Raw genomic sequence first — 16,489 nt, 5'->3', positions numbered from 1 at the left:
CCACACCCATCGCCACGGCTGGGAGTGCTGCTGGGGCTGATTCAAATCAAGTCATGCCAACGGAGTCGAGCGCATGGAGTTACTACAGCGCCTGTTCGATAAGCTCGACTGGGCATTTGCGGGATTGCTCGGCGCGATCGCCGCCAGCTTTTGGCACCGGGACGACCTTGTAGACCGAAAGGCCTGGTCAATCTTCATTTTCTCGGGCGCTGTCTGCGCCCACTACCTGACGGGCCTGATCAGTTCCTACTTCGGAGTAGTCGAGCCGCGCAGCGTGGCGGGTGTTGGGTTCCTCCTGGGCACCTTCGGCGGATCGCTCATCGCGGCAATCATCCGGGCCATCAAAGCCGCTGACCTCTGGGCGTTCATTCGCCAGCGGTTCGGGGGAGGCAATCCACCATGAAACTCGAACTGATCAATTCCATCGCCTGTGCCTTCATCGCGTTGTGGGCGTTCTGGTGCGTGGTGAGCGGGAAGGTGAGGGACGGCATCCTTGGGAAGCTTATCTACTCGACCATCGCCATCAGCGCCTATGTTGTGACCACAGGGCACAACAGCTTCCTGTTCGGTCCCACGATTGCCGGGTTGACGCTGCACATCGCCCTGGCCCTGGCCGGCGTCCGTCATTTGTTCATGGTCACGTATTGGCAGAGGGTCAAGGCCTGGATCTGCCGTCACCTGAACTGCGAGCACTGCATGGGCTGTGACAAGGCCCCGGGCGGAATAGAGCGTCGAGCCAAGTGAGTCGCGACACGTGATAACTGGACAGATATCGAAAAAACCGACGTGAATTAATTTGTTACAAATAACTCGTTAATTTTTCAATGAAATGGCCTTTTTTTGCGATTTTGGTAGTAGTCGCCCACTAAATACCTATGCCAATCCTGGCTAAACAAAAAGGTATGAAAGTGAACATCACAACACAATCCATCCGTTTCAATACGGCATCGCACAACACGTCCATCTATTTGTCTCGTCCCATCTGGTCCGAGCGAACCACTGTCCAATTCATTCGAGACGGTTGGTTTGTACCCGGTCAGATTTTAACGTTCACCTCGAAGGACCAGGCACTGACCTACGGATTAACCGTACTGAAGAACAAAATTGACGACGAAATAATGTCAGTCAACATTGAAGTATCGTGTGAAATGCTGACCGGCCAAGAGGTCGTGGACCTTCTGGGTGAATCCGGTATTCAACTGACGACCGTCAATTTCGTCTGATGACAACGTTTACTCCTCGAGGACCAGACCCTCCCTGGTAGGTAATCACCATGAAAAGGCCAATGCCACCAAAAAGCCTTGGCTTGTTGAGTGATAGCGACAACTCCCCGTCTAGCGTTATCCCAGCTCCCGAAGTCTGGGAGTGGCTCCAAGCCGAGATCCTCGCCGAAACCGGTAGCATCCACAACGAAGAGCATGCCCATCTGATCGATGCGAACATTCGTGTGATGTGGGCGTCTGCCGCCTTCACGAAGAAGGGTAGGACGGTGGTGGGCCAGGCCGAGCAGCTAGCATTCCGAGCTGGCGGTTGGCAGAAGGCCCGGATGGAGCAACAGATGCGTGATTGGTTCGGCGATGTGCCGGCCTACATCATCACCCTGGCTGCTGACTACTGTGCCGAGTGCTCCGACGCTGACTTCTGCGCGCTGGTCGAACATGAGCTGTACCACATCGCCCAGGCGAAGGATCAGTACGGCGCACCCAAGTTCACACAGGACGGTTTGCCCAAGCTTGAGATGCGCGGACACGACGTCGAGGAGTTCGTCGGCGTGGTCCGCCGCTATGGTGCGAGCCCTGACGTTCAAGCGTTGGTGGATGCTGCAAACAGTCCTGCCGAGGTGGGGAAATTGAACATTGCGAGGGCCTGCGGAACCTGTCTGCTCAAGTCGGCCTGATTCTGGACAGGCTCTGGACGGATGAAAATCTATGGCAGCCCTTCAAAACGACGTGAAGGCCTTTATCGTTCAGGCCTTGGCGTGCTTCGACACGCCTTCACAGGTTGTTGAAGCCGTCCAAAAGGAATACGGAATCACGGTGACTCGCCAGCAGGTTGAGACACACGACCCCACGAAGACATCCGGGAAAGGCTTGGCCAAGCGCTGGGTGACGATGTTTGAGGATGCCCGCAAGCGGTTCCGTGAAGAAACGGCAGAGATCCCGATCGCAAACCGCGCCTATCGCCTCCGCGCCATGAACCGGTTCGTGGAGAAGGCCGAGACGATGAAGAACATCGCCTTGGCCATGCAGATCCTCGAGCAGGCCGCCAAAGAGGTGGGTGATGTCTACGTGAATCGCCGCCTCGAACCTGAAAAACCCCTGGGCTCCCAGGCGGACCAGCAGCACGCAGTTGCTGAGTACACGCTGGAGCCAGACGATAATGTTCCGACTACCCCGTACCTATGAGCCACCGGTAAAGCTGACGCCGAAACAGGCGAACATTTATTGCTGGGGCTTCCAGCCTGAAGCGCGTTTCCGTGATGCGGTGTGTGGCCGACGATTCGGCAAGACGTTCCTGGGTAAGGCGGAGATGCGCCGCGCTGCGCGACTGGCTGCTGAGTGGGGCGTGAGCGTTGAGGACGAGATCTGGTATGGGGCGCCGACCTTCAAGCAGGCCAAGCGTGTGTTCTGGCGGCGACTGAAGCAGGCCATTCCCGAAGCATGGCGAGCGTACCGCCCGAACGAGACGGAATGCTCGATTACGCTGAAGTCTGGTCATGTCATGCGCGTGGTGGGGCTGGACAACTACGACAACCTGCGCGGCTCGGGTCTGTTCTTTGTCCTGGTGGACGAATGGGCCGACTGCCCGTGGGAGGCCTGGGAGGAAGTCCTGCGGCCGATGCTGTCCACCTGTCAGTACACGATTCCAGGTATCGGGATGCGGAAGGGCGGCCATGCGCTGCGCATCGGTACGCCGAAAGGCTTCAATCACTGCTACGACACCTACCAAGACGGGCGGCCAGGCCATGAGCCGGACCACAAGAGCTGGCTCTATACCTCGCTCGACGGCGGCAACGTTCCCGCTGATGAACTCGACGCTGCCCGTCGCAAGATGGACCCGCGGACGTTCAGGCAGGAGTACGAGGCCAGCTTCGAGAATTATCAAGGGGTCGTCTACTACACATTCAACCGTGAGGCGAACCGCACCAGCGAGACGATCAAGCGCGGTGAGGCGCTGCACATCGGCATGGACTTCAACGTCATGAAGATGGCGGCAGTGGTGCATGTCATTCGTGACGATTTGCCATTGGCTCTCAGTGAGTTTTTCGATGTGCGTGACACGCCCGAGATGATCGAGAAGATCAAGCTTCGCTTCCCTGATCACAGTATTGCCATCTACCCGGACGCCAGCGGCCAGAACACCAGCAGCAAGAGCGCCAGCGAGTCCGACCTGTCACTGCTGAGAAAGGCCGGCTTCACCGTAGTGGTGGACTCGACCAACCCCGCGGTGAAGGACCGGGTCAACGCCATGTGCGCGATGTTCGCCAACACATACGGCGAGCGCCGGTACCGGGTGAACGTTGACCAGTGCCCCAAGTACACCCAATGCCTTGAACGGCAGGTCTACAACGACAAGGGCGAGCCCGACAAGAAGGCCGGCTATGACCACCTGGTCGATGCCCCCGGCTACTTCATTGCCAAGCGGTACCCAATCAAGATCCGAACCGCCTCCAGCGAATCTCTGAGAATGTAAATATGAGCGATGACCCAAGCAAAACACTGCCGGCCGTGGATGCCATGCGCCAGGACTGGGAGATCGTCGATGCGCTGATGGGCGGGACCAAGGCGATGCGGGCCGCCGGCAAGAAATTCCTGCCCAAGTGGCCCAAGGAGGAAGACGACGCTTACAGGGATCGCCTCAACAGCTCGACCTTGCTACCAGCGTACAGCGAGACGGTGCAGAACATGACCGGTCGGGTGTTCGCCGAGCCGATTGTGCTGAGCGACGATATCCCGGAATCGATCCAGGTTTACACCGAAGACATCGACCGTCAGGGCAACAATCTGCAGGTTTGGGCTCAGACGGTGTTCTCTGTCGGGCTGTCCCACGGCCTTTGCCATGTGCTGGTGGACTACCCAAAAGCTGAAGGGCTTATTACTCGGGCAGACGATAAGGCTGCCGGGGTTCGCCCATACGCCGTTATGATCCGGCCCGATCAGGTCCTGGGCTGGCGGTCTGCTTCAAAGAATGGCGGCCAGGTCCTGACGCAGTTCCGCTACATGGAGTGCATCGAAGAGGATGACGGTCTGTTCGGCGTGAAGCCAATCTTGCAGATTCGAGTGCTGATACCTGGCGCCTGGGCAACCTACCGCGAGCGCGATAGCCAGAAGGGCGGTAAGGAATGGGCGCTGCATGACCAGGGCACGACAAGCCTGGATATGATCGCCCTGGCGACGTTCTACACGAAGCGTACCGGCTTCATGACCGCCACACCACCTCTGCTCGAGCTGGCCCATCTGGCGGTGAAGCACTGGCAGTCGCAGAGCGATCAGGACAACATCCTGCATGTCGCCCGGGTGCCCATGTTGGCGATCATCGGCATCGATGACGCTGCCTTCGAGTTGAAGGTCGGCACCAGCACCGCTACCAAGTTGCCGAAGGATGGCGACATGAAGTGGGTGGAGCACACGGGAGCGGCCATCGGAGCAGGGCGAACAGCCTTGCAGGATCTGGTCGATGACATGCGCCTGGCCGGAGCGAAGCTGCTTCAGAAGGACAAGCAGGCAACCAAGACCGCCACCCAGGCCGAGGACGAAGCCGCTCAGGAAATGAGCCCGCTACAGACCATGGCTGGATCTTTCGAGGACATGATCGACCAGGTGTTGCAGTTCTTCGCGGCATGGACCAATCAGCCAGAGGGCGGGCACGTCCAGCTCAATGGTAATTTCGATGTGGATTTCGCCCCTGAAACAACCCTGCCTCTGCTGCTCAATATGGCATCGCAGGGTCGTCTTTCGGATCAGACCCTGTTCTCCGAATTCCAGCGCCGTGGCGTCGTTTCCGACGACTTGAACTGGGAGGAGGAAAAGCAACGGATCACTGACCAGGGGCCAGCACTCGGGGTGCTGTAAATGGCAACGGTCAACGAGACACTGCGGGACGAGGGCCTGGCGCACGCCGTAGACCTCGACAAGTACAAGCTGGGCGTAGTGCGCCGCATCATCGCTTTGCTGAATCGGTCCGATGCCAGCCTGACGGCCGCACTGGCCGAAGCCCTGGAGCGAATGCCGGCCGAGTCGTTCACGGTGGAGCGCCTGGAAGGGCTGCTGGATGAGGTCCGTGCGGTCAACGAGGCTGCGTATGCCCAGGTCATGGAGCTGCTCGAAACCGAGCTGAAGGGTTTCGCCGGATACGAAATGGATTGGCAGCAGGATCTGTTCAAGGCGACGGTGCCTGAGCCGGTTCTGGTCCGCTTCCCAATCGTCAGCATCGGTGCGGAGCAAATCTATGCGGCCGCTATGGCGAGGCCCTTTCAGGGACGTTTGCTGCGCAACTGGGGCAAGGAGATTGCAGCGGGCCGGATGGCGAAGATTCGCAATGCAGTCCGCATCGGTTATCTGGAGGGCAAGACCACTGACCAGATCGTGCGCAGTATCCGGGGCAGCAGGGCGAACAACTACGCCGATGGCTTCTTGGAGCGTCCACGGCAGGACCTGGCTTCAATCGTGCGCACGGCAGTCAGCCATACCGCGGCCGTGGCCCGGGAGAACTTCAACGCTGCAAACAGCGATCTGATCGCGTCGGAGGATTGGACCAGCACCCTGGATACCAAAACCTCCAAGGACTGCCGCATCCGGGACAAGCTTCCCTACGAGGTTGGCACCCATCGCCCAATTGGTCACAAGGTGCCCTGGCTCGAAGGGCCTGGCCGGATTCACTTCAACTGCAGGTCGACCTCAACGCCGCGGACCAGGTCCTGGCGTGAACTTGGCATTCCGGTAGATGAGATGACACAGCAGCAGCGGGCCAGTATGGACGGCCAGGTGCCGGCAGATACGACCTATGCCGAATGGCTGGGCCGACAGTCGGCGGAACGCCAGGAGCAGGTGCTGGGCCCTGTCCGGGCCAAGATGATGCGCGACGGCATGAAGCTCGAAGAGTTCTACTCCCCGAATGGTACGTTCCTCACTTTGGAGCAGTTGCGTGAGCGGGACGCAGCGACATTCGCTAAGATGGCAGCATGACCGAGAAACCCCGCCTTCACCTCATCCAAGGCACGCCAGCCCCGGACACTCCGGCGGAGCAGGTACGCAAGCGCGTGCGAGCCATGCCAAAGCCGGCGGAGATGCTTCAGTGTCATCGATGCGGAGGGCGAGAGGTGATCGAAACGAAGATTGGCGTAATGATCAAGAGCGGCAAGCCTGCTGGGGGGACGAAGACCCTGATATGCGTTGGTTGCCTGCTCCAAGGCGAGAGGGTTGTCTTGAGCTGACTTGAGCCTTAGAGTCCATCCCCTTGATATGGAGGTGGCGATGTCTGACGTTATTAGCTCCACGCTTGAAGTGTTGAAGCAGGCAGTTGAAGACAGAGAGGAGCGAGAACCAAATAAAGCGGTTCAGACATTTTCCTTTGTGTTGGATAAGCCTGAGCAGATATCTGTGGGATCAGAGATTCGCGACCAATTCGTGGCATGGTTGAAAGCCCGCTTTCCCAAGCGAACCGTAAGGTCCGATGGGTACCCAGACGGCGGCTACAAAATCATGGCTACCGTTCACAACTAGCCTTCACGTTTTTAATTACATCAAGCCCTGGCATCCGCCGGGGCTTTTTTATGGGCGCGATTCCGGATGGATAGCGCCGCACCGGGCCGGATGGCCTACCAAATGGGCGGATGCCCGGAGACATACAGATGAAACTCAAACTCGACGAAAACGGCAACGTGGTTGTACAGAACGGCCAGCCGGTCTACGTCTACGATGATGGCAAAGAAGCGCCCTTCGATGCGCAATCCGCCGTCAGCAAGATTTCTGCGCTGAACCGAGAAGCTCAGGGCCACCGCGAGGCGAAGGAGCAGGCCGAGGCACGCGCCAAGTCTTTCGAAGGTATCGAGGATGCAGCGGCAGCACTCAAGGCCCTGGAAACGGTGAAGAATCTGAAAGACGGCGATCTGGTTACCGTCGGCAAGGTTGAAGAGATCAAGGCGGCCGCCAAGCGAGCGGCGGAAGAGCAGGTAGCTGCTGCAGCAAAGGCTTCGACTGAGCGTGAGAAGGCCCTCACCGCCGATCTGGAGAAGGTGCAGAGCCAACTCTATGGAGAGGTCATCGGCGGCAACTTCAATCGCTCCAAGTTGATCGGTGAGAAGTTTTCCATTCCAGCAGACCTGGTCCAGGCCCGTTTCGGCCAATCCTTCAAATTCGAGGACGGCAAGGTCGTGGCCTACGACCAAGCCGGCAACAAAATTTACAGCCGCTCCCGCGCTGGAGAACTGGCCGACTTCGATGAAGCTCTGGAAACCTTGGTCGATCAGTACCCCTATAAGGATCAAATCTTGAAGGGGAATAATCAGTCGGGCAGCGGCGCAGGCCAGAACGGCAACAAGGTTGTACCTGGCAAAACTCAAGGCAATTTCGGCGGGTCGCGTGAAGAGCGTCTTGCCGCGATCAGCTCGCAATTTCCCGATCTGTCCAACGGCTGATCGGAGGAAGGCTGTAATCCCGGATGGGGTGCGGCGCTATGGGGTGGATACCCCGACTTTCCTTAAAATCCGCCCGTCCGGGCAATACCAAAAAAGGGGTAATACCACATGGCACTTTCCGATATGGAGGTGTTCAACACCTACTTCATGCCCGCGACTATCGAGACGCTGGCGCAGATGGTGGATCGCTTCAATGCTGCGAGCGGCGGCGCTATTTTGCTGACCACTGAAGGTTTCAGTGGCGATTTCCTGCAAACCAGCTTCTACGCCAGCCTGGCCGGTGCGCGCCGTCGTGTTAACCGCAACAGTGCGAATGGCGCCGTCGCTTCGGTTGATCTCACCCAACTCAGCCACAACACGGTGAAAGTTGCAGGCGGTTTTGGTCCGGTACGCTATGAGCCATCGCAAATGACCTGGCTGCGCAAGCCGACTGCTGAAGGCGTTGAAGTGGCTTCCCGCTTCTTTGCTGAGTCGCTGCTGCAGGACCAGCTCAATACCGCTATCGCCTCTCTGGCAGCAGCCATCGGTAATCAAGGTGCCGCGGCAGTTGTGGACGTATCCGGCTCGAAAAAGCTGGATTACATCTCGGTCAACGACAGTCACGCCCTGTTCGGCGATAGCTCCAGCCAACTGATCGCCCAGGTCATGGATGGTGCGCAGTTCCACGGCTTCATCGGCCAGAACCTCGCCAACGCCGAGCGCCTGTTTCTGGCTGGTAGTGTGCAGGTGGTGGACATCCTGGGTCGCCTGATCGTCGTTACTGATGCCCCGGCACTCTACAGCGCCGCAACGACCACCCCTGCGGCTCCTGCCAAACGCCGTGTGCTGTCACTCACTCAGGGCGCAGCTACTGTCCACGATGCCCGGGACTTGATCTCGAACATCGATACCAGCAACGGGAAGGACCGCATCGAAACCACGCTGCAGATCGACTACAGCTTCGGCGTGGGACTGCGCGGCTACGCCTGGGATATCGCCAACGGCGGTGCTTCTCCGTCTGACGCCGCGCTGGGTACTGGTGCCAACTGGGACAAGGTTGCTACCAGCATCAAGCACACTGCTGGTGTTATGGCGATCGGCCAGGCCTAAAGCCGATATTGGCGGCCCTGCTGGGTCGCCTCTTTCCTCAGGAGATCATCATGGAAATTCATTACGAGCCGCATCCGGTGCTGCCGGAGCGGAAAGCCGAACTGCGCGGCCAGGGCCTGCGGATCATTGACTCCCGGTTCCAACCCACGGGCGCCCAGATCGAAACCATCTCCCCTACACGCGAGGAGTTGGATTCCGCCTTGTCTGCACTTCCGGGCGATCACACCAATCCCGAGTACGTGGTAAAGCACATGCGCACTCATTTCGGTGAGCTGTTCACTGACGGCGACGAATCGTTGGTGCGGGAGCGGGTCAAGGAGTCAGCGAAGAAGCCCTCTGATGGCCTGAAGGTCGATGATCTGAAGGCAGCGCTGGATGCTAAGGGCATTGCTTACTTGGCAAGCGCCTCCAAACCGGATCTGCAGAAATTGCTGGACGAAGCGGAGTAACGCTATGGCATTGGTGATCGAGACAGGCCAAGTGGTGCCAGGTGCTGACAGCTTTGCGACCGCAGCCGAACTGGTCACCTATGCCGCGAACTTCGGCAAGACCGTACCAGTGGATGAAGTCGCGCAGGAGGAGCTACTGCGCCGGGCAGCGTTGGAAATGAGTTCCATGCCCTGGAAAGGCTACGAGGTGAGTCCGCATCAGGCTCTTGCCTGGCCCAGGGCACGCGTTAAACGGGGGCAGTGGATCGCTCCCTCCGACGAGATTCCGGCACAGATCAAGGCAGGTCAGCTTGCGCTGGCAACCGAGATTCATGCCGATGATTTGGTCGATCCAAACACGAAGACTGGGGCAATCGTCTCGGAGACCGTAGGACCGATCAGTACCACTTTCGCCGTAGCGAGCGCGAATGTAAGCAAGCCGGCCGCAAGCCGGCAGTCATATGCGCAGTTCACCGGCTTTTTGGAGTCATCGAGTCAGGTTGCTCTGCTGCGTAGCTAAAGGCCCAGATCGCGAACAAGGTGTTGCTCGCAAAATGCCAGCATATGTCCACCGGTCTCCAGCTCCTCCAGCAGCCTCTCGATAGCCTGCCAGGAGTTGTCGTTTGGGAACTCGCCGGGTTTGACGTAGCGGGATACGAAAGCAGCGCCGAAGGCTGAAGCGGTAGTGCCTTGAAAAGGCGCGTGCAAAGCGTCTCGCAGCCCAAGGCTGGGTGACCACAAATCTGCGTCTTCGACCACGGCCTCAACCAATCTGGCTATAGCCTTTCCGATTGCCTCGATGTGCTGATCAGTTGTCCTCATTCCTTGGCCCTATGTTTCACCTGTCGAGGTTCTTTTATGCCTGATATTTATGATCGCGCCAAGGCTACTGTCGCGAGAAACCTTGCTCCCCGATCTAGGGGCGGCAAGGGGTTGGAGCTCATCCTGCGCCGCACCACGGAAGGCGAATACGACCCTGAGACTTCGGGAAGCACTGGCGGGGCGACCATCGACTACGAAGGATCTGGTTTCAGGGAAAGCTACGCACTGAAGGATATCGACGGCACCCTGATCAAGCACGGCGACTTCAAGATAATGATTTCCCCGGTGTTGCTGAACGGAGACGATATGCCGAGGCCGACGACTCAAGACATCGTCCTGTTCGACGGTGAGACTTACACCATCAACAGCGTCGACCCGATGGACTATGCCGGTCTGGCAGTCGGCTTCTACGTGCAGGCCCGCAAATGAGCTTCAGCCTCGACCTCAAGGAGTTCGTAGAAAAGGCCAAAGGGAATGCAGAGCAGGTGGTCAAGAAGGTTTCCATCGACCTGCTGGCTGCCGTGGTTGATCGGTCACCGGTCGGTAACCCTGAGCTATGGGCCTCGAACGCCGTGGCCGTGCAATACAACAACGAGGTGAGCCGGCTCAACGCGGCGATCAGGGCCAATACCGAAAACCTAGCCACGAATGGCCGGGTCAAACCCGGACGACTGATCAAGGACGGCATGGATCTGTCCACGGGCAAAAATTATGTGGGCGGACGGTTCCGTGGCAACTGGCAGGTGTCTTTCGAAACCGCCAAGGAGGGCACTCTTGAGCAAATCGACCCTAGCGGCTCTCTGTCCAAAAGACAGGGCACTGCAACCATTCAAACCTTCAGCCTCGGAGTCGGCAGTATCTGGCTGATCAACAACCTGCCCTACGGTCACCGTCTCGAGTATGAGGGCTGGTCCACCCAGGCCCCCGCGGGCATGGTTCGGATTTCGGTGACGGAATTTCAGGCGTTTGTGAACCGCGCCATTACGGAGCTACCCGAATGAGTGATCTGAAGATTCGGCAACTGTTCGAGTCTCGGCTGGGCGCATGGGCTGCAGCTCGAGCGCCGGCTTTGCAAATAGCCTACGAGGACCGGGCTTTCACGCCGCCGGCGAGTGACGATACCTACCTTCGGGCGTACTTGATGCCGGCCAACACTGACAGCCAGGACCTGGAAGGCAAGCATGTCGGATACCGTGGTGTGTTCCAGGTCAGCGTTGTGACAAAAGCCGGGCTGGGCCGGGGCCCGGCTGGGGTGATTGCTGAAGAGATACAGAACCTCTACCCGAATAATTTGGAACTGACGAAGGCGGGCTTCTCTGTTTTCGTCCGCTCACCGATGTCCAGTGCAGCGCCTATCCAGGGCGACACGACCAGCACCTTGCCGCTGTCCTTCCAGTACCGCGCAGACACTTTCTAAACGCCCATTGGGCAACCCTACAACCCGCCGTTGAGCGGGTTTTGTCATTTCTGAGAAGAGGAAACACCCAATGGGCTACAAAATTCCTAACGGCGGCACTTTCCAGCACGCCGCAACTTATGCCGCGCCGCTGGCATTCACGGCCGTCACCAACGCGACAGAAGCAGTCGCTACTGTCGTCGACGCCGATCTCTACGCCGGCGATATCGTCCTGTTGACCTCCGGTTGGAGCAAGCTGGACAGCAAGGTTGTGCGCATCAAAGCCGCTACCGATACCGCAATCACCCTGGAGGGGATCGATACCACCGACACCGAGATCTACCCGGTCGGCGGCGGCGCAGGCACGATGAAGAAGATCATGACCTGGGTGCAGATTCCACAGGTCACAGACCTGGCCTTCGCCGGCGGCGATCAGAACTATCTGGACGTGGTCTTTCTGGAGAACGACCAGGGCAAGCAGATCCCAACAGACAAGGCTGCTGCCAGCATGACGCTGACCATCGCTGATGATCCGGCTCAAGCCTTCAATGCCGTTCTGCTCGCCGCCGATGCTCGCAAACGGGTCGAGGCAGCTCGCCTGAACCTTCCAGGCAGTGACATGCTGCTGTACGGCACCTACACGTCGTTCTCCAAACAGCCGGCCGTGTCGCGCAGCAACCTGCTTACCCGCACGGTGAGTTTGGCGCTTCAGTCCGAACCCACTCGCTATGTCGGGACGGTGTAAATCATGGCCGGAATCAAGATTGCACAGGCCCCAACGTTCTCGGCAAGGGTCAGCATTCCCCGTTTAGGGGATGCTGCGACTGAGGTCGAATTCGAATTCAAGTCTCGCACCCGCAAGGAACTGGCCGAGCTGACTGATGCATGGATTCAGCGAAACAAGGCTGATTTCGATGTCATCAAAGAGAAGGGCGAGGCTGTGACGTATGCCGAGATCACCGATGCCTCCATTACACGCGAGACCGATCAAGTACGGGATGTGGTTGTAGGCTGGGGGTTTGATGAACAACTCAGCCACGAAGCCATCTATGAACTGGTGGCGACCTATCCCGGTGTAGCCGATGCGATTCTCAAGGCGTACCGGGAAGCATTCGAGCCGGCCCGCTTGGGAAACTGATCGACGTGGTGCGCTTCATGTACGAGCCGAGCGCACCACCTTCGCAGATGCTGATGTTTGGTCTGTCCGCTGATGACCTGGTGCGTGATGTCGAGGTCTGGCCGGATAACTGGCCGGCCTTCCGCCTGTTCAATGCTTTGTCTACCCAGTGGCGAATGGGCGCATCCGGCCCGACGGGTCTTGATTACACGTCCATCCGCGACGTAGCCAGATTCATTGGCATCAAGAAAAAGCAGATCGCAGAGATATTCCCGGATCTTCAGGTGATGGAGGTCGAGGCGATCGCTGTTATGGCAGAGGCAAGAGAAACAAGCCCGTAGAGCGGGCACTTATTCAAGGTGAGCCAATGGACATTGCATCGCTCGGCATAAGCATTGATACGTCGGACGTTGCGAAGGCTACCACCGACCTGGAAAAGGTTGTCGATGCCGGAGGCAGGGCTGAGAAGGCAGCGGAGAGCGTTTCCCAGGGCTTTGAAAAAGCCGGCAATTCGGCCAAAAGACAGCGCCAGGACCTGGATGCGCTTCTGGGCAAGATTGATCCACTGACCAAAAAGTTAAACGACCTCGCCAATCGGGAGCAGAAGCTCGCAGAGGCGAGAAGTGCGGGGCTCATCGGCGCTGAGGCTTTCACGGCCTACCAGCAGAAGATCGAGCAATCGTTTAACGCGCTCGCTGGGATTGGTGATGCTCAAAAGTCGGCTGGTACAACTGCCGATGTCTCCAGGAAAAGCATTATCGCGCTGGCAGAGGCTGCGGTTACCGCGGGCGAGTCCCAGCGGAACCTCGCATCAGCCGCCACAGGTCTTTCAGAAGCACAGCAAGGCGTGCTGTCCTCCACCAAGGGCCTGGGCTCCGCCTATGCGGAAAGCAGCAGAGGGATGGTCGCCGGGGCTTCTAACGAAATCGCAATAATCCGCCAGCTCGATAAAGCCATGAGCGGCAACATCGACAACATGGAGTCGCTGATCCGGGCCGAGGGCCTGCTGGAAAAGGCGCGCAAGGGTGGCCTGGTCACTGCGGAGGATCAGGAGACATATCAAGTAAAGCTTGGGAAGGCTTACGACCAGATCGAGAAGGCCGAAGCCAAGGAGACGGCGCAAAAGCAGCGTCTGATTGATGCAGAGAACCGGCAAGTCGAAGCGCTGAAGCGCACGGTCAACGGAATCGACCCGCTGGTGGCAAAGCTGGCCAAGCTGGAAGCGCAGGAGAAAGCGCTTAACGACCTCCAAAAATCCGGCGGAATTGACGCGGAAACATATGCGGACAGGCTGGCAAAGATCGGTAAGGATCGGTCCGGCCTCACTGCAACGGAAACCGCGTTCGACAAGTTGAAGCTCGGCACCCGCCAGGCTCAAGAAAACGTGATGCAGTTGACCAACGCGCTGCAGTCTGGTGATTGGGGCAGTGGTGCAAGGGCTGTCGCGCAGCTTGGCGCGGGCGCGGGAGCTTCGGCGAAGAGCCTTGCAGCGGCGTTGATTCCCGCTGGACTGCTGGCCGGGGTAATCGGTGGCCTGGGATACGCCTACCTCGATGCAGTGAAGCAGGCCAGGGAGTTCAACGTAGCCATTAATGGTGGCTCGAATGACGCGGGCCAAAGCATTGCCAGCTTGAAGCTGATGAGCGACTCGGCCGGTGTACTTACCGGCAACTTGGCGGGTGCTCGCGAGGCGGTGGTCGCATTGGCTTCTGGCGCGGCAACCAGTGGCATCCAAATGCGAAACCTTGCTGAAGCCGCTGCGGCAATCGGCGAGGTGACAGGGAAGGGTGCGGGGGATATCGCAAAATCACTCGCCAATGCCGGTGACACGGCGACTGACGCAGCGGCGAAGATCAGCGACCAGTATGGGCTGCTGACCTATGAGCAATATCAAACCATCAAAGCTATTGACGAGCAGGGCGACCACCAACGTGCGCTGGATACGCTCAGTGAAAACCTGAACCAATCGGCGCAGGAGAGGCTGAAGAACTACCGTGAATCGCTCTCCGATATCGAGCGGGATTGGGACCGGGTCAAGGAGGCAATCAAAGGAGCCTACTCCGAAGTTCGTTCGGAGATTTTTCCAGACCTGGCGAAGCAGATCGAAATCACCCAGCGGGTGCTGGACACGCGCAATAGGGGGGGCGTGGCGGGGGCAGTGTCGAATGGCCTCAGTTCGCTCAACTCATTCTTGGGTTTGGACGATGGCGAGAATGACGACTCTACCGCGGCCTTGGAGGCTAGACTTGCCGCATTGAAAGCACGGCAGGCCGCAAGCGAGAGCAACGCCGCTGCAGTCAGTGAAGAGACTCGGGCGAACAAGGAGCTGATCGAAGTCCAGAGAGAACTGGACAGACAAATGGATAACCTGAGTCCGCTCGCGAAGCGTCAGGATGCTTACAAAAAGCTCAATGATCAGTTCGCCAAACTCTATGAGAACGCCGAGAAAACCCGCCAGAAATCTCCGCTGCTGGACGGGGTTGAGTTTGATGGAAAACGGTTCTCAGGTGGTGCGTATGACCAGCTCCGCAAGGCGATTGACGATCAGAACAAAGATCCGAAAACCGCCTCCGCATCCGTTGACCTGACTGCATTCAACGGCTCGAAGAATCAGCTCGTTGCAATCCTCGATGAGTACAAAAACACCCAGAAGGAACTGGATGCTGCCCAGAAAGCTGGGCTGGTTTCACAGGCCGACTACCTGCTGAAGCGTGAGGCGCTGATCGGCAATGAACGCGACGAGGTGACTGCTGCCTACCAGGCGGAGATCACCGCGCTGCAGGAAGCCAAGGAGAGGAAGACCACGACTGCCGCGCAAAGCATCCAGTTGGACCAGAAGATCGCTGACGCCCGAGCCGCGATGGTCAAGGCTCAGCAGGATGCCGATACCGAGCTGAACGTTCTCGCAACGAACGAAGAAGGCCGGCTGAAAAAGCAAACCCTGGCAGTCGATACCTATAGGGGGGCGCTGCAGCAGCAAGTCGAAACTCTGCGCGAGCAGGGCCGGCGGGCGGCGGCGGGCCTGGGCATGGGGGACCGCCAGCGTGATCTGGTGAATCAGCAGAATGGCATCGACGACCGGTTCGATCAGCAGAAGCTGGAGCTGGCGAACCAGTATGGCGATGGTTCGAGAGGCATGAGCCTTGATGAATACACTCAGAAGCTGAACGCACTGAAGGCCACGCAGCAGGACCTGCACGACACCGTCCGGGCCAACTATGACGACATGTCGGCTGCTCAAGGTAGTTGGAGCGCGGGTGCGTCCTCAGCTTGGCAAAACTACTTGGAGTCGGCGCGGGACGTGGCCGGGCAAACCAAAAGCCTGTTCACCAACGCTTTCGGCTCCATGGAGGATGCGCTCGTCAACTTCGCCATGACCGGGAAACTGTCGTTTGCTGACTTTGCGAAATCAATCTTGGCGGACATGGCTCGGATCGCAACCCGGGCAGCAGCTTCCTCTGCCCTCAGTTCGCTGTTCGGCCTTGCCGCTTCTGCTGCCGGTTCGTACTTCGGCGGCGGGGCGACATCTGCCGGCTCTACCCAGGCCGGGTATTCCGGCGACCTGTCCGGATTCACCCCTGGCAGCCTTCAGGCCAAGGGTGGCGTCTGGTCGGGTGGCGTGCAGCTATTCGCCAACGGCGCGGCATTTACCAACTCCATCGTCAACAAGCCGACCGCGTTTGGCATGGCCGGTGGTGACATCGGCGTAATGGGCGAGGCAGGGGAGGAGGCGATCATGCCCCTGACCCGCACTGCTGGCGGAAAGCTTGGCGTCATGGCTGTTGGTGGCGGGAACGGCTCCAGTAACAACCAGGTGGTGATTCAGCAGAGCTTCGCGGTACCGGAAGGACAGACCGGTGGTGGCACTGATACATCCACCAGCCAGGCCGTTGCCCAAGCGTACGCCAGGGCAGCGAAGCAGGGCGCGCAGGAGCAAATTGCAAGAGATCTGCGCCCGGGCGGCCAGATCTGGCAAGCCATCAATGGCCGGTAATCAATCC

Annotated in this window: 20 protein-coding genes; all 20 read left to right on the top strand. The window is 58.6% G+C overall.

Annotation, left to right across the window (positions count from 1 at the left end; genetic code table 11):
- Positions 1-73: 73 nt before the first annotated feature.
- The 20 genes from N005_RS01290 (at position 74) to N005_RS01185 (ending at position 16,482) form a co-directional block, all read left to right on the top strand.
- Entirely contained in the window at positions 74-403 is a 330-nt protein-coding gene (locus tag N005_RS01290; RefSeq protein WP_047698687.1) for a hypothetical protein, read from the top strand.
- On the top strand, positions 400-744 hold the full coding sequence (locus tag N005_RS01285; protein WP_047698685.1) for a hypothetical protein: 345 nt from the start codon (positions 400-402) through the stop codon (positions 742-744). The genes N005_RS01290 and N005_RS01285 overlap by 4 nt, the downstream gene beginning before the upstream one ends.
- 164 nt (positions 745-908) lie before the next feature.
- Positions 909-1,223, top strand: a complete 315-nt coding sequence (locus tag N005_RS01280; protein WP_144402601.1) for a hypothetical protein — start codon at positions 909-911, stop codon at positions 1,221-1,223.
- A gap of 50 nt (positions 1,224-1,273) precedes the next feature.
- A complete protein-coding gene (locus N005_RS01275; RefSeq protein ID WP_047698681.1) occupies positions 1,274-1,897 on the top strand; it encodes a putative metallopeptidase in 624 nt (207 codons plus the stop codon).
- A 31-nt stretch (positions 1,898-1,928) separates the two neighbouring features.
- On the top strand, positions 1,929-2,405 hold the full coding sequence (locus N005_RS01270) for a DUF2280 domain-containing protein (protein WP_047698679.1): 477 nt from the start codon (positions 1,929-1,931) through the stop codon (positions 2,403-2,405).
- Positions 2,380-3,693 (top strand): phage terminase large subunit family protein, encoded by a 1,314-nt coding sequence (locus tag N005_RS01265; protein ID WP_047698677.1) that lies wholly within the window; start codon positions 2,380-2,382, stop codon positions 3,691-3,693. Before N005_RS01270 ends, N005_RS01265 begins: the two co-directional genes overlap by 26 nt.
- Before the next feature lie 2 nt (positions 3,694-3,695).
- Entirely contained in the window at positions 3,696-5,072 is a 1,377-nt protein-coding gene (locus N005_RS01260) for a DUF4055 domain-containing protein (RefSeq protein WP_047698675.1), read from the top strand.
- Positions 5,073-6,185 (top strand): phage Mu F like family protein, encoded by a 1,113-nt coding sequence (locus N005_RS01255; protein WP_047698674.1) that lies wholly within the window; start codon positions 5,073-5,075, stop codon positions 6,183-6,185.
- A gap of 288 nt (positions 6,186-6,473) precedes the next feature.
- Positions 6,474-6,722, top strand: a complete 249-nt coding sequence (locus tag N005_RS01245) for a hypothetical protein (protein WP_047698670.1) — start codon at positions 6,474-6,476, stop codon at positions 6,720-6,722.
- 128 nt (positions 6,723-6,850) lie between these two features.
- On the top strand, positions 6,851-7,636 hold the full coding sequence (locus N005_RS01240) for a DUF6651 domain-containing protein (RefSeq protein ID WP_047698668.1): 786 nt from the start codon (positions 6,851-6,853) through the stop codon (positions 7,634-7,636).
- 108 nt (positions 7,637-7,744) lie between these two features.
- Positions 7,745-8,725, top strand: a complete 981-nt coding sequence (locus N005_RS01235) for a major capsid protein (protein ID WP_047698665.1) — start codon at positions 7,745-7,747, stop codon at positions 8,723-8,725.
- 50 nt (positions 8,726-8,775) lie between these two features.
- The gene (locus N005_RS29515) at positions 8,776-9,174 is read left to right on the top strand and encodes a HeH/LEM domain-containing protein (protein WP_047698663.1); all 399 of its coding nucleotides are present in this window, start codon (positions 8,776-8,778) and stop codon (positions 9,172-9,174) included.
- 4 nt (positions 9,175-9,178) lie between these two features.
- Positions 9,179-9,673, top strand: a complete 495-nt coding sequence (locus tag N005_RS01225; RefSeq protein WP_047698662.1) for a DnaT-like ssDNA-binding protein — start codon at positions 9,179-9,181, stop codon at positions 9,671-9,673.
- A gap of 338 nt (positions 9,674-10,011) precedes the next feature.
- The gene (locus N005_RS01215) at positions 10,012-10,404 is read left to right on the top strand and encodes a hypothetical protein (RefSeq protein ID WP_047698658.1); all 393 of its coding nucleotides are present in this window, start codon (positions 10,012-10,014) and stop codon (positions 10,402-10,404) included.
- Complete coding sequence (locus N005_RS01210) at positions 10,401-10,976, top strand: hypothetical protein (RefSeq protein ID WP_047698656.1); 576 nt, start codon at positions 10,401-10,403, stop codon at positions 10,974-10,976. The genes N005_RS01215 and N005_RS01210 overlap by 4 nt, the downstream gene beginning before the upstream one ends.
- Positions 10,973-11,392, top strand: coding sequence for a phage tail terminator-like protein (locus N005_RS01205; RefSeq protein ID WP_047698655.1), 420 nt, complete (start codon positions 10,973-10,975; stop codon positions 11,390-11,392). Before N005_RS01210 ends, N005_RS01205 begins: the two co-directional genes overlap by 4 nt.
- A 70-nt stretch (positions 11,393-11,462) precedes the next feature.
- Positions 11,463-12,116 carry a phage tail protein gene (locus N005_RS01200; protein ID WP_047698653.1) on the top strand — a complete coding sequence of 218 codons (654 nt, stop codon included), beginning with the start codon at positions 11,463-11,465 and terminating at the stop codon, positions 12,114-12,116.
- Positions 12,117-12,119: 3 nt separating this feature from the next.
- A complete protein-coding gene (locus N005_RS01195; protein WP_047698651.1) occupies positions 12,120-12,509 on the top strand; it encodes a phage tail assembly chaperone in 390 nt (129 codons plus the stop codon).
- 17 nt (positions 12,510-12,526) lie between these two features.
- Positions 12,527-12,829 carry a DUF1799 domain-containing protein gene (locus N005_RS01190; RefSeq protein WP_047698649.1) on the top strand — a complete coding sequence of 101 codons (303 nt, stop codon included), beginning with the start codon at positions 12,527-12,529 and terminating at the stop codon, positions 12,827-12,829.
- Between the two features lie 26 nt (positions 12,830-12,855).
- Entirely contained in the window at positions 12,856-16,482 is a 3,627-nt protein-coding gene (locus tag N005_RS01185; protein ID WP_081993198.1) for a phage tail tape measure protein, read from the top strand.
- Positions 16,483-16,489 lie beyond the last annotated feature (7 nt).

The organism is Pseudomonas mediterranea CFBP 5447 (assembly GCF_000774145.1).
Classification (GTDB): Bacteria; Pseudomonadota; Gammaproteobacteria; order Pseudomonadales; family Pseudomonadaceae; genus Aquipseudomonas; species Aquipseudomonas mediterranea.
Note: the sequence above shows the minus strand (reverse complement) of the source record. Positions and strands in the feature narration are given on the sequence as shown.